Raw genomic sequence first — 25168 nt, 5'->3', positions numbered from 1 at the left:
GCTCCAATACGGTCGACCGTCTCAACGACCGTCCACCCTGGTCACACCTCACTGATGCGTCAGAAGATGAAACTTGTCGCTGAAAGCTGTGATGTTTTCGCCAGAGCCTTATGGGGCATGGCAAGCTAGTGAGCGTGCGAGTCACCGTACTGGGATGTTCCGGCAGCGTCGTCGGGCCAGATTCGCCAGCCTCGGGCTATTTGGTGACCGCACCCGATACACCACCGCTGGTGATCGACTTCGGCGGCGGGGTGCTCGGCGCCTTGCAACGGCATGCCGACCCGGGGACCGTGGGGGTCCTTCTTTCGCACCTACACGCGGACCATTGTCTCGATCTTCCCGGCCTCTTCGTGTGGCGGCGGTATCACCCGAATCCGCCCAAGGGGCGCGCGCTCATGTACGGGCCCGACGCGACGTGGGCGCGACTCGGCGCGGCGTCGTCGCCAGAGGGCAAGGAAATCGACGACTTCTCTGACATCTTCGACATCCATAAGTGGGTCGACAAGAAAGCGGTCCAGATCGGCGAGCTCACCGTGGTGCCGCGGCTGGTGTGCCACCCGACCGAGTCGTACGGCATGCGCTTCACGGACCCTTCTGGCGCGACGTTCGTGTACAGCGGCGACACCGGCTACTGCGACGCGCTCATCGACCTGGCGCGGGACGCCGACGTGTTCCTGTGCGAAGCGTCGTGGACGCATTCGGCCGACCGCCCGCCGAAGCTACACCTGTCGGGTACCGAGGCCGGCCGGGCCGCTGCGAAAGCCGGTGTCCGCGAACTGCTCTTGACGCACATCCCGCCATGGACGTCGCGCGAGGACGTGATCAGCGAGGCGAAGGCTGAGTTCGACGGACCGGTGCACGCAGTGGTGTGCGACGAGTCCTTCGACGTCGCGCGTCCATAGAGCCGTTAGGGTTGGCGGGTGTCCAGACGAGAAGACGGCCGCCTCGATGACGAGATGCGCCCGGTAACCATCACGCGCGGCTTCACCAACCATCCGGCCGGATCGGTGCTCGTCGAGTTCGGCCAGACCCGAGTGATGTGCACCGCCAGCGTCACCGAGGGAGTCCCGCGGTGGCGCAAGGGGTCGGGGTTGGGCTGGCTCACGGCCGAGTACGCGATGCTCCCTGCCGCCACGCACGACCGGTCGGACCGCGAGTCGGTCAAGGGTCGCGTCGGCGGCCGCACTCAGGAGATCAGCCGCCTGGTCGGGCGCTCGCTGCGGGCGTGCATCGACCTGGCCGCGCTGGGGGAGAACACCGTCGCCATCGACTGCGACGTGCTTCAGGCCGACGGCGGCACGCGGACCGCGGCCATCACGGGCGCGTACGTCGCGTTGGCCGACGCCGTGACGTACCTGGCGGCCGCTGAGCGCTTGAAGGACCCTCGGCCGCTGTCGTGTGCGATCGCCGCGGTGTCCGTCGGTGTGGTCGACGGCCGGGTGCGAACCGACCTGCCGTACGAGGAGGACTCGCGCGCCGAGGTGGACATGAACGTCGTCGCGACCGACACCGGAACCTTGGTCGAGATTCAGGGCACCGGCGAGGGCGCGACGTTCCCGCGTTCGACGTTGGACAAGATGCTCGACGCGGCGTTGGCGGCCTGCGAGCAGCTGTTCGTCGTCCAGCGCGAGGCGTTGGAATTGCCGTACCCGGGAACGTTGCCAGAACCGTCGTCGCCGTCGAAGAAGGCGTTCGGAAGCTGACCGACCTGCTGGTGGCCAGCCGCAACCCGAAGAAGCTGGCGGAATTGCGTCGCGTGCTCGACGCGGCAGGGGTTTCCGGCTTGCGACTGCTTTCACTGGACGACGTCGCCCCGTTCGACGAGGCCCCGGAGACGGGTGCGACGTTCGAAGAGAACGCGTTGGCCAAGGCGCGCGACGGATTGACGGCGTCGGGGTTGGCCTGTGTCGCCGACGATTCCGGGTTGGCCGTCGACGCGTTGAACGGGATGCCAGGCGTGCTGTCGGCCCGGTGGTCCGGGGTGCACGGCGACGATGCGGCCAATACGGCCCTGTTGTTGGCGCAGCTGCGGGACGTCCCGGCCGAGCGGCGCGGCGCGGCCTTCGTGTCGGCGTGTGCGTTGGTGTCCGCGTCGGGCGAGACGGTGGTGCGGGGCGAGTGGTCGGGTGCGATCGCGGGCGAACCGCGTGGCGACGGGGGATTCGGATATGACCCGGTGTTCGTGCCGCTCGACTCCGAACGCTCGGCGGCCGAGTTGAGTCCAGCGGAGAAGGACGCGGCGTCGCACCGGGGGCGGGCGCTGGCCTTGCTGGTACCCGCCCTGCGCGCACTTGCCTGAGCGCGCCGTTGAGCGCCGACACGCATGACGCATAGTTGAACTAATCAATGTACATTCGGCAAATGAGACGTCAGGGGTCCGTGTCGCCATTGGCGTTGACACCGACGGCTCACCCGACCGTGCTGGTCGCCGTATTGTCGGCGGCGGGCATCAGTGTGTCGTTGATGCAGACCCTGATCGTGCCGCTGATCCCCGAGTTGCCAAATCTGTTGCACACCAGCCCATCCAACGCGTCGTGGGCAGTGACGGCGACGCTGCTGACGGCGGCCGTCGCCACGCCGGTGTTCGGTCGGCTAGGCGACATGTACGGCCCACAGCGGATGCTGAACACCTGCGCGGTGCTGTTGATCGCCGGTTCTCTGCTGGCAGCGTCGACAACCACGCTGCTTCCACTGATCGTTGGCCGCGGGCTCCAGGGCTTCGGCATCCCGATCATCCCATTGGGCATCAGCGTGCTGCGCTCTTGCGTCCCGGCCGAAAGGGTCGGCAGCGCAATGGGATTGATGAGCGCGTCGTTGGGCGTCGGCGGTGCACTCGGACTCCCGCTGTCCGCGGTGATCGCGCAGCACTTCGATTGGCGCGTGCTGTTCTGGTTCGCCACCGCACTCGGAATCGTGGCCCTGGTGATGTTCGTGACGCTGGTTCCCGAAGTGCCGCCACGTTCGGCCGATCGATTGGATCCGCTTGGCGCGCTGCTCTTGGCGGGCGGGCTAGTGACGCTGCTGTTGGGCATCTCGAAGGGGCAGAGCTGGGGCTGGGCGAGCACCTCGACGCTGTCGATGTTCGGCTCGTCCGTACTGATCTTCGCGGTGTTCGGATGGTGGCAGCTGCGTATCTCGTCGCCAACTGTCGACCTGCGGACCACGGCCAAACGCGCGGTGCTCACGACCAATGTGGCATCGATCGCCGTCGCGTTCGGGATGTTCGCCCTCTCGTACGTGGCGCCACAAATTCTCGAGCTGCCCAAGGCAACCGGGTACGGACTGGGGCAGTCGTTGCTCTGGACCGGGCTGTGGCTGGCGCCCGGCGGGCTGGCCATGATGGTGACGTCGCCGATCGCGGCCCGGATCTCGGCGGTGCGCGGTCCTCGATTCACGCTTACCGTCGGCGCTGTGATCATCTGCGGCGCGTACCTCGCCGGCCTGTTTCTGCTGGCCGCACCGTGGCAGATCATGCTGCTCAACGTCATGGTGGCGATCGGCGTCGGCTTCGGGTACGCATCGATGCCCGCACTCATCAACGCGGCGGTTCCGGTGTCCGAGACGGCGGCGGCCAACGGCATCAACGCGCTCGCACGCTCATTGGGGACGGCCATCTCGAGTGCCGTCGTGGGTGCGATCCTGGCCGGGATGACGGTGTCGTTCGCGGGTCGTGACATCCCCACGCTGGCGGGGTTGCGGTTGGCCTTGGTGGTGGCCGCGGGTGCGGCCGGGCTCGCCGCGCTGCTCACCCTGCTCATCCCGAAGGCGACGGCGGTCGACGCGTCGCTTACGGAGTTGGACGCGCCGCAGCCGCAGCCCTCGTTGGAGCACAGCGCCTTCGTGATGTGCGACCACATCGAAGAATCGGGCGACGTGACACTGGGGCAGCTAGCCGACCAGTTCGAGATCGACGTGCCCACCGCCAGTCGGCACGTCGCCGCGCTGCTACGCGAGGGCTTGGCGACGGGCACGGGACGCGGTGACACGTTGTCGTTCTCGTTGACCACGCGCGGGCGTGACCGGCTCTACCAGGAACGCGCGCACGAACTCCGCCAGAACTAGCCAGACGACCCGTTGCTTCCGTTGGAACTCGCCCCGGTGGGCCGGCTGAGTCGCTGCACCAGGTCGCTCGCGATGACGTGCAGCCGGATGTTCTTGGCCTGGGATTCCTGGCGCAACATGTCGAAGGCGGCGCCGGCGTCGATCCCGTGAAGGGCCATCAGCATGCCCTTGGCCTGTTCGATGGCTGCCCGGTTTTCCAGGGCGCCCTGGATCGTCTCGGCGACGCGACTGGCTGACTTGTAACGTGCGAAGTCGCCGATCGTGCGGGAGACCGTCGTGGTGAGCAGGTCCAGGATCTCCGCGTCGAGGCTGTCGAATGCCGCGGGGTCGCGGCCATAGAGGTTGAACGAGCCGACGGACTGCTCGTTGGTGAACAACGGCGCGGCGAGGAAACTTCGAATGCCCTGCGCACGGGCCGCCGCACAGAATCGCGGAAACTGTTCCCGGGCCTCCTCGGCGTCCACCAAGACGACCTCGCCGGTCCTGGCGGCGTGCAGGCACGGCCCCTCGTTGGCGTCGTACTGCTCGGTGTCGACCTTCAGGGTGCGCTCATCGGTGTGGACGGCGGTATACGTGCGACCGCCCATGTCGATGGTGACACCGGAGCTGTCGGCGCCGTCGATGGCCTCGTGCGCGATCTCGACGACCTGCTGCAGCAGTTCCAACAGGTCTTCCTCGTCGACGACGCTGCGGCCGATGCGGACCAGCATCCGACCCAGCTCGGCAGGTGTCAGCTGACGGGTTTCGGTGCCAGCCACGACCAAGTCGGCCACCATCTCGGTGGCATCGTCCGGCGCGTCGGCGAGGATCGAATTCTCGACGCGTGAATCCTGGTTCGTCATGTCGGGTTCATTTTGACACGGGTGTCATGACCCGACTCGATGTTGCCGTTCAGAGGTCATGGATGGCCTTGAGCTGCTTGGTCTGAAAGTGCTCGACGATGATGCCGAGCAGCGGGATGGTGCCTGCCAGCAGCACGCCAATGGTCTTGGCGATGGGCCAGCGCACCTTCACGGCGAGGTTGGCGGTGAAGAGCAGGTACACGAAGTACACCCAACCGTGGACGATGCCGATCCAGCTCGGCGGATCGTCGACCTTGACGATGTACTTCAGCACCATTTCGTAGCACAGCGCGATCAGCCAGATACCCGTCGTCCACGCCATGACGCGGTAGCCGAGCAGCGCCTTGCGGAGCGACTCCTTGGGAACCTGCGGCGACGGGTCGTCGGCTTGCGGCGCGCCGGCGGGGGCTTCGGGATCCGGGCTGCTCATTTCGAGGTCCTGTCGTCATTGTTGGCGTCGGCCTTGGCCAGTTCGGCGAGATAGGAGTTGTAGTCGCGCATTTCAGCGTCGTCTTCGGTGTGCAGGGCGGCCTTGGGCCGTTCGGGGAGCAGGCCGTCCGGAAGTTCGGTGAGTTGGTCCCCGCTGGCCTTCGGCGGCGGGGCCTCTTCGTAGCGGACGAACTTGTAGTAGGCGTAGAAGCAGAACCCGGCGAACATCGGCCACTGCAGGGCGTAGCCGAGATTCTGGAAGCTGCCGGACGTGGACTCGTAGCGCGTCCACTGCCACCAGGCCAGCACCAGGCAGCCCACGGCGCCGAGGCACACCAGCGCGATGAGCGCGGGCCTCCTACGCCGTGTAGTGGACATTCGTCCACGGTACCGCGCGGTCCTTGGGCCCGACGAACTCGTCAAGTTGGGCGTTGAACTTCGTCGAACTCTCCTGCGGACCGCACCCGGCACCCCCAACCCGGTACCATCGAGTCGCTTGCGGGCGTGACGAAATTGGCATACGTGATGGCTTTAGGTGCCATTGTCCTTATGGACGTGTGGGTTCGAGTCCCACCGCCCGCACTCTTCAACCCCGGTTGAGCGCCCATCTGATGCCACCGACCAGGGTCCGCCCGGCCAGTCGCACCGCAGTGGCCTCCACCGGCGGCAGGTAGGGCAGCCGCAGCGGCAGCCGCGCCCACGCAGGCAGCATGGCTACCGAGGTGGCGGCGAGCACCGCATACGGCGGCCTGGCAAGCATTGGTAGCGGGGGAGTCAGCAGCAGGAACTTCGCAGCCTCGCGTGCGGCCGGGGTGCTGCTCAGCTCGGGCCGGTACGCGGCGATCCGCTCCTTCAACTCCCGATGGGTGCGGGGCGGATCGATCACCCCGAGCGCGGCGGCGACTCTGGCCGTATCGGCGACATAGCCGTCGCGGCCCTCCTGATCGAGCGGAGCGGCCCCGTAAAGCTGGTGCGCGAGAAGGAAACTGTCGACTTCGGCGATGTGCACCCATTCCAGCAGGTGCGGGTCGGAGGCTTCGTAGGGTCGTCCGTCTGGCGCCGTCCCGTGTACCCGCCGATGGATTCCGCGCACCTTGTCGACGGCGCGCTGGGCATCCTCGGCCGGGCCGAACGTGGTGACCGCAAGAAACGTGCTCGTGCGCTGCAGCCGTCCCCACGGATCCCCGCGGTAGTCGGAGTGCTCGGCCACACCCGCCATCGCCAACGGATGCAGCGACTGCAACAGCAGCGCGCGCAACCCGCCGACGAACATCGACGCGTCGGCGTGCACCCGCCGGATCGGACGGTCTTCGGCGAACCAACGGGGACCGGGTGTTTCGTGAATTCGGGCGCGATTGGCCGGGCCGTCGGGGCCGGCGACCAGTCCGAACAACCGCTGACCCAAGCCGTCGCGAACGGTGGTCAATCCTGGTAGCGCCACGTCACCGACACTACGCGGCGGCGCGCGGCGTCAACCCAGCTTGAAGCCCGAGTAGCCGCCTGCGGCGATCTCGTCGCATTGCCGTCGGTACTCCGGGATGCCTCCCACGTAACCCATGTACAACCGCTTCTTGCCCGGCACGTTGCCGCCGTTGTACCAGGAATTGCAGGACGGATGAACGAGCACCGTCGGGGCGACCAGTGCCGCGGTGTGATCGATCCATTCGCTCTGCGCCGAGGGCAGCGCCTCGATGGTGCGGTGTCCGTTGGCGCGCAGGTACGTCAGGCACGCGGCGATCCACTCGACATGTTGCTCGAGTGCGGCCACGAAATTGGTGGCGGCGGCCGGAGCACCGGGGCCTTGCACCGTGAACAGATTCGGGAAGCCGGCCACCGCCAGCCCGAGGTAGGAGATCGGCCCCTCGGTCGCCCAGTAGTCCCTAAGCAGCACACCGTCGCGACCGCGTACGTCGATGCGCGTCAGCGCGCCCGTCATCGCGTCGAAGCCGGTGGCATAGACGATGACGTCGAGTTCGTGGAAGCCCTGCTCGGTTTGGATCCCCGTCGGCGTCACCGAGGTGATCGGCCCCTTGCGCAAGTCGACCAGGGTGACGTTGTCGCGGTTGTAGGTCTGGTAGTAGCCCTGGTCGATGATCGGACGCTTGCATCCGAACGGGTGACTCGGCACCAATGCCGCTGCGGTCGCAGGGTCTTCGACGATGCGGGCGATCGCCTCGCCGTACAGCGTGGTGGCCATCTGGTTGGCTTCGATGTCGAAGAAGATGTCACCCCAGTCGAGCGCGCCCATCACGCCGTGCTCGGAGATGGCGCGCAGTTGGTCCGCGCGCGACGACGTCTTGATCGGCGGGCGGCTGAGCATGTTGATCAGCACTGAGAAGGCTGACAGCCGCGCGGCGCCGACGGGGTGTTCCCTTTGAGCGGCCCGGATTTCGCCGTAGTTCGCCTTGAGCTCGTCGAGCTCGCCTGGCTCGAACGGACGCACCTCCCACGGCAAGGTGTAGGCGGGGGAGCGCTGGAACACTGTCAGTTGTGTGGCCTCCTTGGCGACCACCGGGATCATCTGCACACCCGTGGAGCCGGTTCCGATGACGCCGACGCGCTTACCGGTGAAGTCGAAACCCGCTGCGGGCCAACGGCTGGTGTACAGCGACGGGCCGGTGAACGCATCCATGCCTCCGATGTCGGGTTCCAGTGGCACCGAGAGGATGCCCGACGCCGCGACGACGAAGGGTGCGACGTAGGTCTCGCCCCACTCGGTTTCGAGCAGCCATTCGGAGGCATCCTCGTCGAACGTCATCGTGACGACGTGGGTTTGCAGACGGATGTCGCGGCGCAGGTCCAACCGATCGGCGACGAACTGGAGATAGGCCTCGATCTCAGGTTGGGCTGGCATCGACTCCGTCCAGACCCACTCCTGCTGAATCTCGTCGGAGAAGCTGTACGAGTACTCGATGCTCTCGATGTCGCAACGCGCCCCCGGATAGCGGTTGAACAACCAGGTGCCGCCGATGTCGTCGGCCTTCTCCAACACACAGGTGCGCAGGCCGCGGCGGCGTAGCTCGTGCAGCATGTACAGGCCGGAGAAGCCCGCCCCGATGATCACCGCGTCGAACCGGGTGTCGTGGTCGACAGCCATGAAGTCCTCCCTTGGAGCTAGTGAGCCCACCCTATCGAAAGGGCTACAGTATGCACCAGGGTTATCAGTATTGGCGGCCTGCTCGCCGTCCTTCGGTCATCGCGAGCTGCGCCAATTCGGCAGCGGTGACGAGCCGCTCGTTTCTGGCCCGATAGCGTCGGGTGCGCACGGGATGACAGATCAGCAACAGCGCGATGCGTGCGGTCCGGGGCTGCAATTTCTTGTTGGCGTACAAGGGCTTCACTCCTATCCGCGGGTGGGCGCACGCCACCGGTGGTACCGGTGTTTGCTCCCGACTCGGGTACCAGTGCGCTGGGGCACTCACGTCACCCTGAAGACTTTGAACGACGGCAGTCACGTTTCGAGCACGGCTCCGTCACGACTTTCTTCCTATGGCGCGGCTATCAGTTGTCGGCCGACTACCTGTGAAAAGGTGCGCCGAGCGCGCGACAGCGTCTACGGCAAAAGTTAGCTCGCGCGCAGAAGCGTACCGGCTAAGGTGATGGACTTATGTTGCTAAGAGTCGGTTCCGGTTGGGGACGCAGCGAATACCGTTTCGCGACCGCTGCGTTGCGTGAAGGCCGCATGATGCGATTGTTTGCGCGGATGGTGGCCGCTTCCTGCCTGGCCTTGGTCGTCATTGGTGCCATCGTTCAATTTCATCCGGATGGCCCGAGCGGCGTAGCCGCCCGCACTGCGCAGATTGTGGTCATGTTGTCGAGCGTGCTGGTCGCGTTGCGCTGGTGGTTTGGCCCGTGGCCGGACCATGCCCGAGCGGTGGGCTTCGTCATTTGGGCAGACTGCGCGCTGGCGGTTGTCGCCGTCACCATGTCGACCCCGGAATCACGGTTGTGCGCGACCTTGTACCTCGGATTGGTCGGCGTGTTCGCGGGGTTCCTGCTCGGTGGGCGAATTCTCGCGGTGCACTGCGCTTTCGGTGCGGCGACGATCGGCGGCATCGTGGGCCGGGCCACGTTGTTCGATGGGGCCGACCTATTCCAGTTGTTCATCTACATCATCCCGGCCGTGACGTGGGTCGTTGTAGTGCCGCTCGGCGGCGGTCTCGGGCTGATCACCGCCGGACGGCTCGCGATCAGCAGGACCGCCCGTTGGGCACTCTACGATCCGCTGACCGGTCTGCGTAACCGGCGCGGGATGTACGCCGCCGTCGAAGCGACACTGGCCGGTCGGACGCCTCCCGCGACGGTCGTCATGGCGGTGTGCGATATCGACAGCTTCAAACAACTCAACGATGGGCAGGGCCACGCCGCGGGCGATGCCGCACTGATCGCGATGGCGCAACAGCTGAAAGCCGTTGCCCGGCAAGATGAGATCACCGCGCGGATCGGTGGTGACGAACTCGTTCTCGTCGCGTTCGGTGCGGACGAGCGCCCGGTAGACGACGTGTTGAGCAGGCTGGCGTCGATGACCCGGGTGGACGTCGACGTGGTCGCCGCAACGGCGAGCGTCGGCATCGCGTCGAATAGCACCGCCGATCCGCACTTCGACATCGACGATCTGCTGCGTCATGCCGACGCTGCCATGTACGAGGCCAAACGGGCCGGTGGCGCTCGCGCCGTGAGTTACCGTCCGGCGGGTGCGGTGCCCGAGGCGCTCGGGGTGAACTGACAGCTTCGCTGTGTCGGAGCTGTGAATAGCTGTGTGGCCCGCGCGTCAACCCTTTGGTCGGCCCATCGCGAGTTACGTTGTCGCCGTGCGTTGTCGATGCTCATCCGGACCTCAGGGCTCCGTGTCGCGTCGCGACGTGCTGAAATACGCTGTGGCCGCGCCGATCGTACTGGGTTTGGGTGCTTCGTCGAACGGGTTCGGCCCCACCGGTCAAGCGCTCGCCGACACCGTATTCTCGTCCGCGGCACCGGGTTTGGATCAACCGGTCAGCATAATCGGACGTGCACGCTGGGGGGCGGACGAATCGCTGCGACGCGGCGGCCCAGTGTACGACGACGCCGTGCTGGCGGGGGTCGTCCACCACTCCGCCACCGGAAATGACTATGCGCCGCAGGATTCGGCGGCCATCGTCCGTTCGATCTACACGTATCACACCCGCGATTTGGGCTGGGGTGACATCGCCTACAACGCCCTGGTGGACAGGTACGGCCAGGTGTTCGAAGGCAGGTTCGGTGGCATCACCAAGCCCGTACTCGGTAGTCACACCGGAGGTTTCAACACCGACACGTGGGCGGTGTGCATGATCGGCAACTTCGACAAGGAGCCGCCGCCGCCGGTGCAACTTCGAGCCGTCGGCCAATTGTTGGGCTGGCGGCTTGCGCTCGCAGGCGTCGATCCGAAGGCCGCGACCATGCTGAGGTCGGCGGGCGGCCCAGATACCCGTTTCCCCGCGGGGGCGACGCCGAAGTTGCCCACCATCTTCGCGCACCGCGACGTCGGTGCCACCGAGCGCCCGGGCAACGCGGGGTACGCATTCCTGGACCGCATCCGCGACATCGCCGCCCGGTTCAACCAACCGCCCAACGACCAGGACGTGTCCGAGATGCTGAGGGGAGGCGCCATCGACGCGCGGTGGCAGGCCCTCGGCGGTAAGAGCGGCCCGCTCGGCTCGCCTATGTCACCGGAGGCGCAGGCCGACGGCTCGACCCGCTACGCCGTGTTCGAGAAAGGGGCCGTCTACTGGTCGCCGCCCACGGGAGCGCAGGCGGTCAGCGGAGCGATCTACGACGCCTGGGCGACGCTGGGATATGAACGCGGCAGGCTCGGACTGCCGACCAGCGGCCAACTCCAAGAACCGGAGTGGATCGTGCAGAACTTCCAGCACGGCACCCTCAACGTCGACCGGCAGACCTCCGAGGTCACCAGCGTGATGGACGGGGTCCCGGCGATCGTGCCTGCGCCGCCCCCGGGCGGCCCGCCGGCACAACTGGAGCGGTTCTCGCCGGCCCGTGACCGGACCGCGTAGCGGGTGTTCAGTATCGTGCGGCGAGCCGTTGCCGGTGTGCGGCGGGCGAGCCGAAGAGCGCACGGTTCAGCATTGCCCTCTTGAGGTAGGCGTGGACGCCGCTCTCCCAGGTGTAGCCGATGCCGCCATGCAACTGCATCGCCTTGCCGACCACCTCGACAGCTGCGCCGCAGGCATACGATTTCGCCATCGCCACCGCGATCGTCGCGTCGGACCCTTCGGCCACTCGTGCTACGGCCGCGTTCACCAGGTGCCGCGCGACGGACGTCTGGACCAGCATGTCGGCGCACGCGTGCTTGACCGCTTGAAACGAGCCGATGGGGCGCCCGAACTGCTGTCGCACCTTGACGTAATCGACTGTCGCAGAAAGCATCGCCTCAGCAACCCCGAGGCTGTCGCACGCCACCGCGACGGCGGCCCGGTCATGCAATGCCGAGGGATCGACCGGCAACGGCCAGGCCTGCGACACCGCCGCGCCGTCGGCAGTGACGATCGCCAACCTGCGGCTCTCGTCGAGCACCGGCTGGGCCACGACGGTCAGATTGGGCGAACTGACGATGACGGGTGCGCCGCCGTCGTCGGCCAGCAGCAGGACGGTGTCGGCGCCCTCGGCATCCGGTACGAACTCGGCGCGGCCCGAGACGAGTCCGCCAGACACGGTGAACCCCGACGCGAACGCGGCAGGGGCTCCAGCGCCGACGCGCTCCAGCAGTGCATCGCGAGAATCGCTGGGCGACAGCGCAGTCAACGCACCGACCGCAAGCGCGTGGCCGAGATAACGGCTCCGGACCGCAGCGCGGCCAAGCTCCTCGAGCACGATGGCCGTCTCCGCGAACGAGGCGCCTGCCCCGCCGAGTTGTTCGGGGACTTCGAGGCCCGCCCAACCGGCGTCCGCGACCTGTCGCCACTGAACCTCGTCGCCGGCCTTGTCGAGTTGCTCGCGGGCGACGGCCCGCAGTTCGTCGTGGAACTCCTGCATTTCCGACATCACGCGCTCGCCGGTTCCCGAGGCAGGCCCAGACCCCGCTCGCCGATGATGGTGCGCTGGATCTCGCTCGCCCCGCCGGGAATCGTCCACTCCCACGACCCGATGAAGTCCAGGGCCCACGCGCCTGACTCCCAGCCGCTCGACGTCGACTTGGTCAGCACAGTGTGGGCGGGCAAGCCGCCGACCTCCACACCGAAGTCGGTCATCCGTTGCAGCAGTTCGCTGTAGAACAGCTTGACGATCGAGGGGTCGGCGGGGCCGACCGAACCGCTGTCGTGGCCCTCGACCACCTTGCGGCACAGTCCACGCAGCCCGGCCAACTCGATTTCGAACTGCGCCAGCCGGTCTCGCACCACGCCGTCGTCGAGCGGGCGCGTCCCGTCGGGCCGCGATCGGGCGCATTCATCGACCAGCCAACCGAATCCGGCGTTGCCGAGCCGCTCGGCCAACTCGAGCATCGTCATGCCCCGCTCGGCGCCCAGCGTCTCCTGGGCCACCTGCCAGCCATGGTTTTCGGCGCCGATCAGGTTGGCGGCGGGAATCGGGACATCGTTGAGGAACACCTCACAGAAGTGCGAGTCACCGACGGCGTTGCGGATCGGGCGCACGTCGATGCCCGGTGTCGTCATGTCCAGCAGGAAGTAGGAGATGCCCTTGCGCTTGGGCGCATCGGGGTCGGTCCGGGCCAGCAGCAGACACCAATCGGCATGCGCGCCACCACTGGCCCACAGCTTCTGGCCGTTGACGATGAACGTGTCGCCGTCGCGGTGGGCCGTGGTGCGCAGTGACGCCAGGTCCGAGCCGGCCTCCGGCTCCGAGAACCCCTGCACCCAGAGCTCGCCGTCGAGGATGGCGGGCAGATGCCGCTGGCGCTGCTCGTCGGTGCCAGCGACCAGCAGCGTGGACGCGGCGTGGTGAATCCCCACGAACGCCAATACGAGTCGCGGCGCGTCGGCGGCGGCCAGTTCCTGATACAGCACGATCTGCTCGCCGACCGACATGCCGCCGCCCCACTCCCGGGGCCAGTGCGGCACCGCGAATCCGGCCGCGTGGAGTTCGGCGAACCACGCCTTCTGGAACGCGGCGAACTCGGCGTCGCTCACTGAAGTCTGCGCGGTGCGCCAGTCGGCGGGCACGTGATCGGTACACCACTGCCGCACCCGAGCCCGGAACTCGGCGAGGTCGTCGCTCACGAAACGGTCGCTCGGTCGGTGCTGAACAATCCGGTGAGGCCATTGTGGCCGATGCGTCGCGTGAGGACGTCCCGGGTGGCGGATAGTCCAAACGGCAAGCGGCGCAACGGCTGACTGTAACGCGACAGCCAAGACAGAGTGGTCTCGTTGCAGAAACCGACGGCACCGTGCAGCTGATGGGTGACTCGGAACACCACTTCGGCCGCCTCAAGCGCGGCCATCCGCAGCGCGAGCGCGTCGTCGATGGCTTCGGGGCGATCTTGGCCGACGCTCCACAACGCGTATTTGGCGAGCATCTCGAGTCCTGCGCGCTCGACCTCGCCGTCGGTCAGCTGGAATTGCACGCTTTGGAACCCCGACAGCGGCTGCCCGAACTGGTGGCGGGACTGGACGTGAGCGATGGTGAGTGCCAGCGCCCGGTCGAGCATGCCGAGCAATGTCCAGCAGGGCAGTACCAGGGCGAGCGCGAGGTCGGGACCACCGCTCTGGTCGAGCGGCGCTAGCTCGAGTTGTGAGACGAACGCAGGCCCGGCGCTGGCCAGACCCGATACCGTGCTACGCCGTCCATCCAAGGTGACTGCGGCCCAGTCGATGTCGATACCGCTGATGGCCGCTGCCGGTCGGGTGTCGGCGACGACGACCAACCCGTCGGCAGCCGTGTCGGCCGGCCGGGACAGCCGCTCGGCGACGGGGTAGGGCAATGCCCAATAACCCGCGCTGCGGCACAGCACCGCCGCGGCCTCGAGCGAGTCGGTGTCACTGCGCGGTTCGAGCTCCCACGCGCCGAGCTCGGCCAGCACCTTGCCCGTCAGCGCCTCCCGTGCTGCCGGGTCGGCTTCGGCGCGCTGTATCAGATCGTCGCCGCCGGCCGCCTCGAACGCCCGAAGGGCTTGCTGTCCATACTCCTTGGCTTCGGCGGAGAACTCGGTGATCATCGTGCCGCCAACATCGAGCGTGACAGCAGGATGCGCTGCATCTCGATGCTGCCCGACGAGACCGTCGCGGCCTGGGAGTAGCGCCAGTGGTCCTCCACCTCGCGGCGAAACAATGCTCCAGCATCGGTTTCGGCGTCGGGTAACTCGGCCGCGAGTTCCATGAGCACCTCCGCGCTGTCCTGGTCGAGCTTGGTGACCGCGATCCGGTACGCGGCGACGTCGGTGGGCGTAACCCTGCCCTCGCTTTGCAGCGACACCAGCCGGTAGGCCAGCAGCCGTGCCCGCCGACAGTGCACGAGCATGCGGGCCCAGCGCCCACGCAGTTCCGCCGGTAGGTCGTCCCACCGCGCTCCGAGCACGGCGGTAGCCATGTGCAGCAACCGTTCACAGCGCGCGTAGCGGGCGATGCCCAGCCGCTCGAACGACAGCACGTCGGCCACGATGGACCAGCCGTCATCGACGGTGCCGAGTACGTCGGCCTCGGTGACGCGAAGGTCGTCGAAGAAGACCTCGTTGAGGTGGTGCGGCCCCATCATGCAGCGGATCGGGCGCACGGTGATGGCGGGATCGTCCATCGGCACCAGGAAGATCGTCAGGCCTTGTTGTTTTCTTTGAGTTGCACCCTGTCCCACCTTGGTGGTTCGCGCCAGCAGGAAGCACCACTGCGCCATCGTCGCGTAGGACGTCCAGATCTTCTGGCCGTTGATGAGCCAACCGTCGTCGTCGGGGGTAGCCGTGGTGCGAAGCGACGCGAGGTCCGACCCCGCCTCCGGTTCGCTGAAGCCCTGACACCAGATCACCTCACCGCGCGCGATGGGCGGTAGGTGCTTGCGCTGTTGCTCGGGCGTGCCGTGGCGCATGATCGTCGGCCCGACCCAATTCACGCCCATGTACTGCGCGCCGCGCGGCTCGTGGTGGGCCCACATCTCCTCGCGCACGACGGTCTGCTCCCACGCCGACGACGCGCGGCCGCCGAACTCCTCCGGCCACGACATGCACAGCAGGCCCTGCTCGGCGAGCAGCCGACAGAACGACTGGGCCAACTCGAGGTCGGCCGGGTCGTCGGTGAAGGCCCCGAGAAATTCGTCGGGCACGTTCGCCTTCACCAGTTCACGAAGCTCCTGGCGCAGCGCGGTGGCCGCTCTTCCCAACTCGAAGTCCACCACCCGATCCTAGAACAATCCTTATAAGGATTGCTAGTATTGATTCATGAATGCGGTGCCTGGCGGACGCGTGCCACAGCGTCGCATCGCCGAGACGGTCGCCGCGGAATTGCGCCAGCGCATTCTCGGAGCTGGCTTCGACCGGCTGCCCACGCAGGACCAGCTGGTTAAGGAGTTTGGCGTCAGCTATCCGTCCGTGCGCGAAGCGCTGCGCATCCTGGAGACCGAGGGGCTGGTGACGGTACGCCGCGGCAGCGTCGGCGGCGCCGAGGTGCACCGGCCGGATCAGTCCTCGGGCGCCTATCACCTCGGCCTGGTGTTACAGGGCGCAGGCGTGACACTCGGCGATCTCGCCGAGGGGCTGCGGCAGCTCGAACCGCTGTGCGCCGGTGAGGTGGCCCGCCGCGCCGACCGCATGACGGCCGTCGTCCCAGCGCTCATCGCAAACGTCGACGCGGCCGCCGAAGCGGTGTCCGATGGCGTCACCTTCACCCGCATCGCGCGCGAATTCCACGACCTGGTTGTCGTTTTCACGCCCAACGACACCATCCGGCACGTGGTGCGCAGTCTCGTCGCGCTGTGGTCGGCGCAGGAACAGCAGTGGGCTGCGGCGGTCACCAGGCGCGGGGAGTACCCGTCCGCGACCGACGCCAGAGCCGCGGTGCGGACGCACCGCAGGCTCGTCGACGAAATCGCCGCAGGGCGAGCCGAGGAAGCCGAGCGCATCGCCCGCCGTCACTTGGCCGCTACGCAGGGCCTCTTACTCGAACGGTTCACCGACGATGTCGTCAACGCCGCGCCTGCGCGGGCCGGGTGGGGCGCCGGCTAGGCCTCTCGCAGTGTGTCCCAATCGTGTTCGCCCTCCAACTTGGCGATTGCGTGGGCGGTGCGTTCCCTCATCACCAGCGTGAAGATCACGCCGATCACCACGGCGACGACGAGGGCGATCCAGGAGAACCGGGACAACCACTTCTCGGCGGCGAGCCCGAGGTAGTAGACGACGGCGGTGGTGCCGCCCGCCCAGAACACTGCCCCAGTTGCGTTGGCGGCCAAGAAGTGTCGATATGGCATCTTCAGGGCGCCCGCGAGTGGTCCCGCGAAGATGCGCAGCAGCGCGATGAACCGGCCGAAGAACACCGCCCACACGCCCCACCGGGAGAAGATCTGCTTCGCCAAGGCAACGTGGCCGGTGCCGAAGTGCTTCGGGAATCGCCTACCCAGACGTTCGAACAGCCCCATGCCATAGCGGTGGCCGATGCTGTACCCGATGGTGTCGCCGACGATGGCCCCGATGGTGGCCGCGGCGCCGACGCCCACCGGGCTGATGTCCAGGGTGTGGCGCGAGGCCAGCAACGCAGCGGCGACGAGCGCGATCTCGCCGGGTAACGGAATGCCCAGGCTCTCCAAGCCGATGATTACACCGACCACGAGATACACCGCCCACGGCGGAATGGTCTGCAGCAGGGATTCCACGTTCACGCGCTAAGAATGCCTGATGGATTCGGCGGTGTGGGTACTGGGATGGGTCGCGATGAGTTCCGTCGGCGCGCGAAGTCCAATCATCAAGTCCAATCATCATTAGTCGGCGAACCAGGAGGAACGAATGGCCCAGATGCTCCGAGTCCAGAACTTCAACGTCTCGCGGGACGGTTTCGGCGCCGGTGAGAACCAGAGTTTCGAGCGCCCGTTCGGTCACGCCGAGCCCGCTGAGATGTTCGCGTGGGCGGGAGCCACTGCCAGCTGGCCCAATCGGACCGACCCCGGCGGGACTCGCGGCCTCGACGACTACCTCACCCGCGACTTCGCCAACAATATCGGGGCGGAGATCATGGGCCGCAACAAGTTCGGCCCGCAGCGAGGTCCTTGGCGTGACCACGAATGGCAGGGCTGGTGGGGCGACGAGCCACCGTTCCACACCCCGGTGTTCGTCATGACCCACCATGTGCGTCCGTCGTTCACCTTGTCCGACACCACGTTCCACTTCGTCGACGACGATCCCGCCGCAGTCGCCGAGCAGGCCAAGAGCGCCGCCGAGGGCAAGGACGTCAGGCTGGGTGGCGGGGCGACCGTCATCCGACAGTTCCTCGACGCCAACCTCGTCGACGCCCTCCACGTGGCGGTCTCCCCGTTGGAGCTCGGAGCCGGATCGCGCCTGTGGGAGTCGCCAGACGAGCTACACGATCGATTTCACTGTGACGTCGTGCCCAGCCCGAGCGGGGTGACCCACCACTTGTTCTGGCGGCGATGACGAGGCGGTGCGCAGGCGTCAGTCGCTGGCAGGCAGCGGCTTGGCTTCCTTGATCTCCAGCGGCGTCGATCCGACGGACAGCGAGCCCTTGCCGGCCTTGGTTACCAACACCTCGGCGCCCGCGTCGTCGACGTAGCGCTTGCCCATCAGGGTGCCGCCGGAGAAGGCGTCGTCCAGCGCCAGGCTGGCGTCCGGATCGGTGCCGACGGGCACCATCGGCGCGCCGCCGGCCCGCAGGTCGTCGAGGCTGTCCGCGCTGCGCACCACGATGACCTGGGTGTCGCAGACCTGGCTCTGCAGGCGGGTCCCGTTCTTGATCATGCTGGCTCCTTCGTGGCGTTCAGCTCGCTGACGAGTTCGCGGCGCAGCACCTTGCCGGTCGCGTTGGTGGGGAGTTCGGTGCGGAACACCACCTGGTCGGGGGTGCGGGATCCGCGCAACTGCGCGCGCACGAAGCTGCGGAGGTCCTCGGGGTCGGGTTCGGTGCCCGCGGCGGGCACGACGACCGCGACGATGATCTGGCCCCACTCGGGGTCCTCGGCGCCGACGACCGCGCAGTCGTGCACGTGCGGGTGCTCGACGAGCACGTCCTCGATCTCGGCGGGGGCGATGTTCTCGCCGCCCCGGATGATGGTGTCGTCCGAGCGGCCGCCGATGAAGAGGTAACCCTCGTCGTCGAGGAACGCGACGTCCTTGGTGGGGAACCAGCCCTCGGCGTCGAGCACCGAGCCGATGCCGGTGTACTTGCCGGACACCTGTTCGCCGCGGACGAAGAGCTCACCGGTTTCGTTCGGGCCGAGCACCTTTCCGTCGTCGGCGCGGATCTGTACCTCGATGCTCGGCACCGGCTGGCCCACGGATCCGAGTCTGCGGGTGACGGCCTCGTCGTCCGCGCTCAGCGCGACCCGATGATCGTCGGGGGTGAGCACGGCGATGGTGGAACTGGTCTCGGTGAGCCCGTACGCGTTGACGAAACCGACATCGGGCAGCAGCGACAGGGCCTTGCGCACCAGAGGTAGCGCCACTTTCGACCCGCCGTAGGCCAGTGTGCGCAACGTCGGCAGCGCGGTCCCGGCAGTCTCGAGCACCGCGACGATGCGGTCGAGCATCGTCGGTACCACGGTGGCCGAGGTGACACCTTCGGCTTCGATGAGGCGCACCCACTCGGCCGCGTCGAAACTGGTCAGGTAGACCATCTTTCGACCTGCATACAGGTTCGACATGGCGGCCGAGAGCCCGGCTATGTGGTACGGCGGAACGCAGATCAGCGCCGCGTCACCCGGATCGGCGGAGTCGAACTCGACCGTGCCGGTGATGTAACTGGTGAGGTTGTTGTGCGTCAGCTCAACGGCTTTCGGCGCAGAGGTGGTGCCGGAGGTGAACAGCACCACCGCCACCGCGTCGGGATCGGCGAATGCTGGAATGTCAGGGGCGGGTTCGATTACTCGTGCCGCCTCGATGAACTCACGCGACCCGAGCACCCGGTAGCCGTCACCGACGGCGTCCCGATACTCGTCGTCGACGACGACAAGCGGGTCGGGCAATCGGTCGATCAAGGCGCGCAAGCCGTCGGTGCTCAATCGGTAGTTCAGCGGCGTGAACGCTACGTCGGCGCGGGCGGACGAGAACAGCAGCAGCGGGAGCATCGCTCCACCGGTGCCGACATACGCGACGTGCTGTGCGCCGGACGCGGCGATGACGCCTGCGCCGCCGTCGGCCAGTGTGCTCAGTTCGCCTGCCGTGAGCCGCAGCTCGCCAGACACGATGGCCGTCCGGTCCGGGTTGGCGGACGCCATCTCCAGCAGCAGCGAGATACTCATGATTTGTCCACGAAGATATCCCACATCGGGTCGTCGCCACCTCCATAGCGCGACAGGTCGGTGACCCCTGCCGCGATCAGGACGTCGGAGTCGATGTAGGTCTTTCCGTTGGCCTCCGCGGCGGGCCGGGTCAGGATCTGTGCCGCAGCGTCGGCCATGATGTCGGTGCTGCGCGACCTTTGTACGAGGTCGCCGCCCGCGGCCAAGTTGGTGACCGCCGACGTCGCGATGTAGGTCTCGGGCCACAGGCAGCTGAATCCGATTCCGGCGTCGGCATATTCCGCGGCCCAGCCCAGGGACAACAGCGTCATCCCGTACTTGGACAAGGTGTAGGACGGGTGCGCCCCGAGCCAGTGGGGATTCATGTTCAGCGGCGGCGCGAGGGTGATGACGTGTGCGTTCGACGACTCACGCAGGTGGGGCAGGGCTGCCTTGGTGAGCAAGAACGTGCCGCGCACGTTGATGTCCATCATGAGGTCGAACTTCTTGGCCGACAGCTGCTCGGTCGGATCGGTCGCGATGGCGCTGGCGTTGTTCACGACGATGTCGATTCCGCCGAAGCGCTCGACGGCCGCGTCGACCGCGCGCTGCACGTCCTCTTCCTTGCGGACGTCGCCGACCACGGCTAGCCCCTTGCCCCCGGCGGCTTCGACCTCGGCGACCGCGGTGTGCACGGTGCCGGGCAGCTTCGGGTGTGGCTCGCTGGTCTTGGCGAGCAGGACGGCGTTGGCGCCGAGCCTGGCTGCGCCGAGCGCGATGGCCAGGCCGATGCCACGGCTACCGCCCGACACCACCAGGGTGCGGTTGGCGAGCGGGTGCTGGGACATGAGCCTCCTAGGTCAGTGGCGTCGATGGTAGCCGAATGGTAGGGACGTTCTCATTTTCTGCAAGTCTCATGCTCCCATACTGCGGGGGTGGCCTGGCTAGGTGTAATGAGCTGCGCAGCCATCAGCCCGCTGACCGGCTACGGCAGGCCGTGCCCGTCCGCCATTTCCGCCCGGCGGTATTGGCATTCTCATTTTTAGCAAGTACGTTATCCCTCGATGAGTGACCAAGCCATACCCCGCGTAGAGACCCCGTCTGGGCTCCCGCTGGAGCCTGTGTACGGCCCGGGTGACCGCGCGGGGGACCCGCCTGCACCGGGCGAGTACCCGTTCACCCGTGGCAACTTTGCGTCCGGCTATCGCGGCAAGACGTGGACCTTCCGGCAGTATTCGGGATTCGGCACCGCTGAGGAGTCCAACCAGCGGTATCGGTATCTGCTCGGCCAGGGCGGCACCGGGCTGTCGGTCGCACTCGACCTGCCCACCCAGTGCGGCTACGACTCCGACGACATCGAGTACGGCGAGGAGGTCGGCCGCGTCGGGGTCGCCGTCGACACCCTGGCCGACGCCGAGGTGCTCTTCGACGGCATCCCGTTGGACAAGATCAGCACCAGCTTCACCATCAACGGCACTGCCGCGATCCTGCTGGCGTTCTACGTCGCCGCCGCCGAGAAGAAGGGTGTGCCGCGCGAGAAGCTGACCGGCACCATCCAGAACGACATCCTCAAGGAGTACGCGTCGCGCGGCACCTGGATCTGGCCGCCGGAGCCGTCGCTTCGGCTGATCGCGGACACCATCGAGTTCTGCGCCGCTGAGGTGCCGCGGTTCAATGCCATCTCGGTGGCCGGTGCGCATTTCCGTGACGCCGGTGCCAACGCGGTGCAGGAAATGGCGTTCACCCTCGCCGACGGCGTCACCTACTGCGACACCGTCGTCGAACGCGGCCGCATGAGCATCGACAAGTTCGCCCCGCAGATCTCGTTCTTCTTCTACACGCACGGCGACTTCTTCGAGGAGATCGCGAAGTATCGGGCCGGCCGCCGCCGGTGGGCGACCATCGTGCGCGAACGCTACGGCGCCACCACCGACAAGGCGTCGATGTTCCGCTTCGGCTGCGTGGCGGGAGGTGCGTCGCTGTACGCGCCGCAGGCCCAGAACAACCTCGTCCGGGTGGCCTACGAGTCGTTGGCCGCGGTGCTCGGCGGCGTTCAGTCGATGTTCACCGCTGCGTGGGACGAGCCGTTCGCCCTGCCCAGTGAGGAGTCGGCCACGCTGGCGCTGCGTACCCAGCAGATCCTCGCCTACGAGACGGGCGTGACGAAGGTGGCTGATCCGCTTGGCGGTTCGTACTTCGTCGAAGCGCTCACCGATGCCACCGAGGCCAAAATCATCGAGATCATGGACGACCTCGAGAAGCACGGCGGCATGGTGCGCTGCATCGAGGACGGCTACCTCCAGGGCCTGATTGCCGACGAGGCGTTCAAGATCCACCACGAGGTGGAATCCGGGGAACGGCCCGTCGTCGGCGTGAACAGGTTCGTCACCGACGAGCCGCCACCCGACATCGCCACCTACGAGCTAGACGCCCAGGGGCGCGACCTTCAGCTGAAGCGACTGGCCAAGGTGAAGGCCGAACGCAGTGACGTGGCTGTTAAAGAGGCTTTGGCAGCCCTGTCGAAAGCGGCGGAGGGCGATGACAATCTCATGCACAAGCTGATCGACTGCGCAGGAGCGTACTGCACCGTGGGCGAGATGGTGTCGACGCTGAAGTCGGTATGGGGCGAGTTCCAGCAACCGGTGGTGTTCTGATGGCGACGCGCGTATTGGTGGCCAAGCCGGGCCTCGATGGACATGACCGCGGTGCCAAGATCGTCGCGCGCACCCTGCGCGATGCGGGCTTCGAGGTCATCTACACCGGTATCCGTCAGCGCATCGAGGACATCGTGTCGATTGCGTTGCAGGAAGACGTTGCCCTGGTGGGGCTTTCGATACTCTCCGGCGCGCATCTGGGGCTGACGGCTCGGGTGGTGGACGGACTGCGGGCCGCCGACGCCGGGGACATCGCCGTCGTCGTCGGTGGCACCATCCCCGAGTCCGACGTGCAGAAGTTGTTGGATGCGGGCGCCGCTGCGGTGTTCCCGACCGGTACGCCGCTGGACACCCTTGTCCGCGACGTCCGCGCGCTGACCGAGAAGGTGGGGGAGTGACCCCGGGTTCACCGAACGTGAGTCCACTGCGAGGATTCGACGGTTTTCTCGCAGTGGCTGCACGCTCGGCGATTAAGCGACTGGAGTGCGCATGAGGTTAGGCGTGATGATCGGGGCCGAGCGCGGCGACATGGCGCGCAAGGTTTCGAAGTTGGTGTCCGACATCGAGTGGGCCGAGTCGGCCGGCATGGACACCGCCTGGATGCCGCAGGTGCCCAACGACTTCGACTGTCTCACCATGGTGGCGCTGATGGCGGCGCACACCTCGCGCATCGAACTCGGCACGGCAGTGGTTCCGCTTCAGGCGCAGCATCCCATTGCGCTTGCTCGCCAAGCACTTTCGGTGCACGCGATGTCGGGTGGGCGCTTGGCGCTCGGCGTCGGCCCTTCGCACCACTGGATCGTCCGCGACATGCTCGGGCTGCCTTACGAGAAGCCTGCCGGATACACCCGCGACTACCTCGAGGTGCTCAACGCCGCGCTCGGCGGGCCCGGTGACGTCGACGTGGAGAACGACACGTTCACCGTGCACAACCCCACCGTGCTGGGCGCTGAGCCGCCGATGCCGGTGCTCGTTGCCGCGCTCGGTCCGGTGATGCTGCAGATCGCAGGCGAGCGCGCCGACGGGACGGTGCTCTGGATGGCCGACGAGAAGGCCATCGGCGACCACATCGCGCCGAAGCTCAACAAGGCCGCCGCCGAGGCGGGCCGGCCTGCGCCGCGCATCGTCGCAGGCATCCCGGTGTGCGTATGCGCCAACTCCGAGATCGACGCGGCCAAGGATCGGGCGAACCGGATCCTGGCCGAAGCCGAGACCTCGCCCAACTACCAGAAGCTGCTGGACCGCGGCGATGCGCGCAGCGTCGGCGACCTGTGTGCGGCGGGTGATGAGGACTCGATCCTGGCGCGGTTCAAGCAGTTTGCCGATGCAGGCGTGACCGATCTGTCCGTGCGGTTGCTGCCCATCGGGGATACCCGTGACGAACTCATCGCGTCCAAGTACCGCACGCGCGAGGTGATCGCGGAGCTCGGTAGGCGCCTGCGATGAGCGAGGGCCCACTTGCAGGCATCCGCATCCTCGAGGTCGGCGTCATGCTGGCCGGCCCGTACGCCACGATGCTGCTGGCCGATCTCGGCGCCGAGGTCATCAAAATCGAGCCGCCGACCGGCGAGATCTCCCGCCAGGTCGCCGACAGCTACTTCGCCAGCCTGAACCGCAACAAGCGCAGTCTGTGTCTGGACCTGAACTCCGAAGCCGGGCAACGCAGGCTCGGAGAGCTCGTCGCGAATTCCCATGCGCTGCTGGTGAACATGAAGCCGTCGGTCATCCGCAAGCTCGGGCTCACCTACGAGGCCTTGCGGATTCACAACGAGAAGATCGTGTGCGTGGCGCTGACGGGCTACGGGCTCGACGGGGGCGACGATCCGTCGTTCGACTACGTGGTTCAGGCTGCCACCGGCGTTGCCGCGATGACGGGCGACCCCGCCGGCCCGCCAACGCTGCCTGGATACTCATCGGCCGACAACTCCACCGGACTGACGGCGGCGCTGGGGTTGCTTGCGCAGATCGTCTCGGGACGGGGCGGCCAGGTCGAGGTATCGCTGAGCGACGTCATGCTGTCGCAGCTGAATTACCGAGCGTCGGCATACCTCAACGACGGCACCGAGCCGAAGCGGCATCCATTCGGCGCCCACTCGTACTACGTTCCCGCGCAGTTGTTTTCGACGGCTGACGGCTACCTGGCGCTGTTCATCACGCATGACGGCTTCTGGCGATCCTTCGCGGGGGAGGCAGGCATCGACGGGTTCGAGACCATGGCCGAGCGCGCCGCGCGCCGTACCGAAGTGCTCGACCTGGTCGCGGCGAAGCTGTCCACCGACTCCGCGGCGGGTTGGGAGGCGCGACTGCGTCCGCTCGGCATTCCCGCGGCGGCGGTCCGGTCACTGCCCGAGGCCCTTGAGGCGACGCCGGAGGCGATCGTCACTGCAGGCGATCAACGCTTGATCGGCAGCCCCATCAAGATCGCGGGCTACCAACCGTCATATCGCGCGGCGCCGCAACTCGACGAGTACGCGCGCGACCCTCACTCCTCGTAGTCGACGGTGACGTTCTCCTCATCCGGCACGGCCTGACACGTCAGCACATAGCCGTCTGCGACCTCGTCGTCGTCGAGTGCATCGTTGACCCGCATCTTGGCGCTGCCCTCGGTGAGTTTGGCCATGCAGGTGCCACAGTTGCCGGCTTCACAGGAGAACGGCGGGGTCAGGCCTGCCCGTCGCGCTGTCTCGAGCAGGGTTTCGCCGGGCCTGCGCGGGACCGTCGTCTTCTTTCGGTCGAGGAGGATCGTCACCTCGCCACCGGCCGCTTCGGTCGGTACGGGGGCTGCGGTCATCGGGCTGCTCCTGGCATTGAGATTCTGTCTGT

Annotated in this window: 27 protein-coding genes, 1 tRNA gene and 1 pseudogene; 14 read left to right on the top strand and 15 right to left on the bottom strand. The window is 67.0% G+C overall.

Annotation, left to right across the window (positions count from 1 at the left end; all coding sequences use genetic code 11):
• The first annotated feature begins 128 nt into the window (after positions 1–128).
• The 4 genes from SLQ30_RS19310 (at position 129) to SLQ30_RS19295 (ending at position 4062) form a co-directional block, all read left to right on the top strand.
• Complete coding sequence (locus tag SLQ30_RS19310; protein WP_319447777.1) at positions 129–902, top strand: cyclic nucleotide-degrading phosphodiesterase; 774 nt, start codon at positions 129–131, stop codon at positions 900–902.
• An 18-nt stretch (positions 903–920) separates the two neighbouring features.
• Entirely contained in the window at positions 921–1703 is a 783-nt protein-coding gene (gene rph / locus SLQ30_RS19305) for a ribonuclease PH (RefSeq protein WP_319447778.1), read from the top strand.
• Positions 1700–2299 (top strand): RdgB/HAM1 family non-canonical purine NTP pyrophosphatase, encoded by a 600-nt coding sequence (gene rdgB, locus SLQ30_RS19300; RefSeq protein ID WP_319447991.1) that lies wholly within the window; start codon positions 1700–1702, stop codon positions 2297–2299. The genes rph and rdgB overlap by 4 nt, the downstream gene beginning before the upstream one ends.
• A 62-nt stretch (positions 2300–2361) precedes the next feature.
• A complete protein-coding gene (locus SLQ30_RS19295; protein WP_319447779.1) occupies positions 2362–4062 on the top strand; it encodes an MFS transporter in 1701 nt (566 codons plus the stop codon).
• Here the strand turns inward: SLQ30_RS19295 and SLQ30_RS19290 are convergent.
• Genes SLQ30_RS19290 through SLQ30_RS19280 form a run of 3 tightly spaced genes read right to left on the bottom strand, consistent with a single transcriptional unit; the run spans position 4059 to position 5711 of the window.
• Positions 4059–4904, bottom strand: coding sequence for a GAF and ANTAR domain-containing protein (locus tag SLQ30_RS19290; RefSeq protein WP_319447780.1), 846 nt, complete (start codon positions 4902–4904; stop codon positions 4059–4061). The genes SLQ30_RS19295 and SLQ30_RS19290 overlap by 4 nt on opposite strands.
• A 49-nt stretch (positions 4905–4953) precedes the next feature.
• Positions 4954–5334 (bottom strand): DUF3817 domain-containing protein, encoded by a 381-nt coding sequence (locus tag SLQ30_RS19285; protein WP_319447781.1) that lies wholly within the window; start codon positions 5332–5334, stop codon positions 4954–4956.
• The gene (locus tag SLQ30_RS19280; protein ID WP_319447782.1) at positions 5331–5711 is read right to left on the bottom strand and encodes a hypothetical protein; all 381 of its coding nucleotides are present in this window, start codon (positions 5709–5711) and stop codon (positions 5331–5333) included. Before SLQ30_RS19280 ends, SLQ30_RS19285 begins: the two co-directional genes overlap by 4 nt.
• A gap of 120 nt (positions 5712–5831) precedes the next feature.
• Here SLQ30_RS19280 and SLQ30_RS19275 point away from each other — a divergent pair.
• Positions 5832–5915 (top strand) — tRNA-Leu (locus SLQ30_RS19275).
• A 4-nt stretch (positions 5916–5919) separates the two neighbouring features.
• Here SLQ30_RS19275 and SLQ30_RS19270 read toward each other — a convergent pair.
• The 3 genes from SLQ30_RS19270 to SLQ30_RS19260 form a co-directional block, all read right to left on the bottom strand.
• Positions 5920–6774, bottom strand: coding sequence for an oxygenase MpaB family protein (locus SLQ30_RS19270; RefSeq protein ID WP_319447783.1), 855 nt, complete (start codon positions 6772–6774; stop codon positions 5920–5922).
• 30 nt (positions 6775–6804) lie between these two features.
• On the bottom strand, positions 6805–8430 hold the full coding sequence (locus SLQ30_RS19265; RefSeq protein ID WP_319447784.1) for an NAD(P)/FAD-dependent oxidoreductase: 1626 nt from the start codon (positions 8428–8430) through the stop codon (positions 6805–6807).
• A 64-nt stretch (positions 8431–8494) separates the two neighbouring features.
• Positions 8495–8755 (bottom strand): hypothetical protein, encoded by a 261-nt coding sequence (locus tag SLQ30_RS19260; RefSeq protein WP_319447785.1) that lies wholly within the window; start codon positions 8753–8755, stop codon positions 8495–8497.
• Positions 8756–9015: 260 nt separating this feature from the next.
• Here SLQ30_RS19260 and SLQ30_RS19255 point away from each other — a divergent pair, with 260 nt between their 5' ends.
• From SLQ30_RS19255 to SLQ30_RS19250, 3 genes and pseudogenes are all read left to right on the top strand, one after another.
• On the top strand, positions 9016–10059 hold the full coding sequence (locus tag SLQ30_RS19255; RefSeq protein ID WP_319447786.1) for a GGDEF domain-containing protein: 1044 nt from the start codon (positions 9016–9018) through the stop codon (positions 10057–10059).
• 85 nt (positions 10060–10144) lie between these two features.
• Positions 10145–10256, top strand: a pseudogene (locus tag SLQ30_RS33140) (twin-arginine translocation signal domain-containing protein); the annotation flags it as partial.
• A gap of 128 nt (positions 10257–10384) precedes the next feature.
• Positions 10385–11365: an N-acetylmuramoyl-L-alanine amidase gene (locus SLQ30_RS19250; protein ID WP_413468095.1), complete on the top strand. Its 981-nt coding sequence runs from the start codon at positions 10385–10387 to the stop codon at positions 11363–11365.
• 7 nt (positions 11366–11372) lie between these two features.
• Here SLQ30_RS19250 and SLQ30_RS19245 read toward each other — a convergent pair whose 3' ends face one another.
• From SLQ30_RS19245 to SLQ30_RS19230, 4 genes are read right to left on the bottom strand one after another with little or no spacing between them, the layout of a single operon-like run.
• Positions 11373–12353, bottom strand: a complete 981-nt coding sequence (locus tag SLQ30_RS19245) for an acyl-CoA dehydrogenase family protein (protein WP_319447787.1) — start codon at positions 12351–12353, stop codon at positions 11373–11375.
• On the bottom strand, positions 12353–13546 hold the full coding sequence (locus SLQ30_RS19240) for an acyl-CoA dehydrogenase family protein (protein WP_319447788.1): 1194 nt from the start codon (positions 13544–13546) through the stop codon (positions 12353–12355). Before SLQ30_RS19240 ends, SLQ30_RS19245 begins: the two co-directional genes overlap by 1 nt.
• Positions 13543–14481, bottom strand: coding sequence for an acyl-CoA dehydrogenase family protein (locus SLQ30_RS19235; protein WP_319447789.1), 939 nt, complete (start codon positions 14479–14481; stop codon positions 13543–13545). The genes SLQ30_RS19240 and SLQ30_RS19235 overlap by 4 nt, the downstream gene beginning before the upstream one ends.
• Complete coding sequence (locus tag SLQ30_RS19230; RefSeq protein ID WP_319447790.1) at positions 14478–15644, bottom strand: acyl-CoA dehydrogenase family protein; 1167 nt, start codon at positions 15642–15644, stop codon at positions 14478–14480. The genes SLQ30_RS19235 and SLQ30_RS19230 overlap by 4 nt, the downstream gene beginning before the upstream one ends.
• 46 nt (positions 15645–15690) lie before the next feature.
• Here SLQ30_RS19230 and SLQ30_RS19225 point away from each other — a divergent pair, with 46 nt between their 5' ends.
• Complete coding sequence (locus tag SLQ30_RS19225; RefSeq protein ID WP_319447791.1) at positions 15691–16473, top strand: FadR/GntR family transcriptional regulator; 783 nt, start codon at positions 15691–15693, stop codon at positions 16471–16473.
• Here SLQ30_RS19225 and SLQ30_RS19220 read toward each other — a convergent pair.
• On the bottom strand, positions 16470–17123 hold the full coding sequence (locus SLQ30_RS19220) for a DedA family protein (protein ID WP_319447792.1): 654 nt from the start codon (positions 17121–17123) through the stop codon (positions 16470–16472). The two genes, SLQ30_RS19225 and SLQ30_RS19220, sit on opposite strands and share 4 nt — an antisense overlap.
• A 124-nt stretch (positions 17124–17247) precedes the next feature.
• On the opposite strand from SLQ30_RS19220, the gene SLQ30_RS19215 reads away from it, so the two are divergent.
• Complete coding sequence (locus SLQ30_RS19215) at positions 17248–17892, top strand: dihydrofolate reductase family protein (RefSeq protein ID WP_319447793.1); 645 nt, start codon at positions 17248–17250, stop codon at positions 17890–17892.
• An 18-nt stretch (positions 17893–17910) separates the two neighbouring features.
• Here the strand turns inward: SLQ30_RS19215 and SLQ30_RS19210 are convergent, their stop codons facing one another.
• From SLQ30_RS19210 to SLQ30_RS19200, 3 genes are read right to left on the bottom strand one after another with little or no spacing between them, the layout of a single operon-like run.
• Positions 17911–18213, bottom strand: coding sequence for a hypothetical protein (locus SLQ30_RS19210; RefSeq protein ID WP_319447794.1), 303 nt, complete (start codon positions 18211–18213; stop codon positions 17911–17913).
• Complete coding sequence (locus tag SLQ30_RS19205; RefSeq protein ID WP_319447795.1) at positions 18210–19712, bottom strand: fatty acid--CoA ligase family protein; 1503 nt, start codon at positions 19710–19712, stop codon at positions 18210–18212. The genes SLQ30_RS19210 and SLQ30_RS19205 overlap by 4 nt, the downstream gene beginning before the upstream one ends.
• Entirely contained in the window at positions 19709–20539 is an 831-nt protein-coding gene (locus tag SLQ30_RS19200; protein WP_319447796.1) for an NAD(P)-dependent oxidoreductase, read from the bottom strand. The genes SLQ30_RS19205 and SLQ30_RS19200 overlap by 4 nt, the downstream gene beginning before the upstream one ends.
• Before the next feature lie 216 nt (positions 20540–20755).
• Between SLQ30_RS19200 and SLQ30_RS19195 the strand changes: the two genes are divergently transcribed.
• From SLQ30_RS19195 to SLQ30_RS19180, 4 genes are all read left to right on the top strand, one after another.
• A complete protein-coding gene (locus SLQ30_RS19195; protein WP_319447797.1) occupies positions 20756–22345 on the top strand; it encodes a methylmalonyl-CoA mutase family protein in 1590 nt (529 codons plus the stop codon).
• Positions 22345–22743: a cobalamin B12-binding domain-containing protein gene (locus tag SLQ30_RS19190; protein ID WP_319447798.1), complete on the top strand. Its 399-nt coding sequence runs from the start codon at positions 22345–22347 to the stop codon at positions 22741–22743. Before SLQ30_RS19195 ends, SLQ30_RS19190 begins: the two co-directional genes overlap by 1 nt.
• Before the next feature lie 91 nt (positions 22744–22834).
• The gene (locus tag SLQ30_RS19185) at positions 22835–23791 is read left to right on the top strand and encodes an LLM class F420-dependent oxidoreductase (protein ID WP_319447799.1); all 957 of its coding nucleotides are present in this window, start codon (positions 22835–22837) and stop codon (positions 23789–23791) included.
• On the top strand, positions 23788–24840 hold the full coding sequence (locus SLQ30_RS19180; RefSeq protein WP_319447800.1) for a CoA transferase: 1053 nt from the start codon (positions 23788–23790) through the stop codon (positions 24838–24840). Before SLQ30_RS19185 ends, SLQ30_RS19180 begins: the two co-directional genes overlap by 4 nt.
• Here the strand turns inward: SLQ30_RS19180 and SLQ30_RS19175 are convergent.
• Positions 24828–25136: a 2Fe-2S iron-sulfur cluster-binding protein gene (locus SLQ30_RS19175; protein ID WP_319447801.1), complete on the bottom strand. Its 309-nt coding sequence runs from the start codon at positions 25134–25136 to the stop codon at positions 24828–24830. The genes SLQ30_RS19180 and SLQ30_RS19175 overlap by 13 nt on opposite strands.
• Positions 25137–25168 lie beyond the last annotated feature (32 nt).

This window comes from Mycobacterium sp. RTGN4, assembly GCF_033804635.1.
Taxonomy (GTDB): Bacteria; Actinomycetota; Actinomycetes; order Mycobacteriales; family Mycobacteriaceae; genus Mycobacterium.
This window is presented reverse-complemented; position numbering and strand designations above follow the sequence as displayed.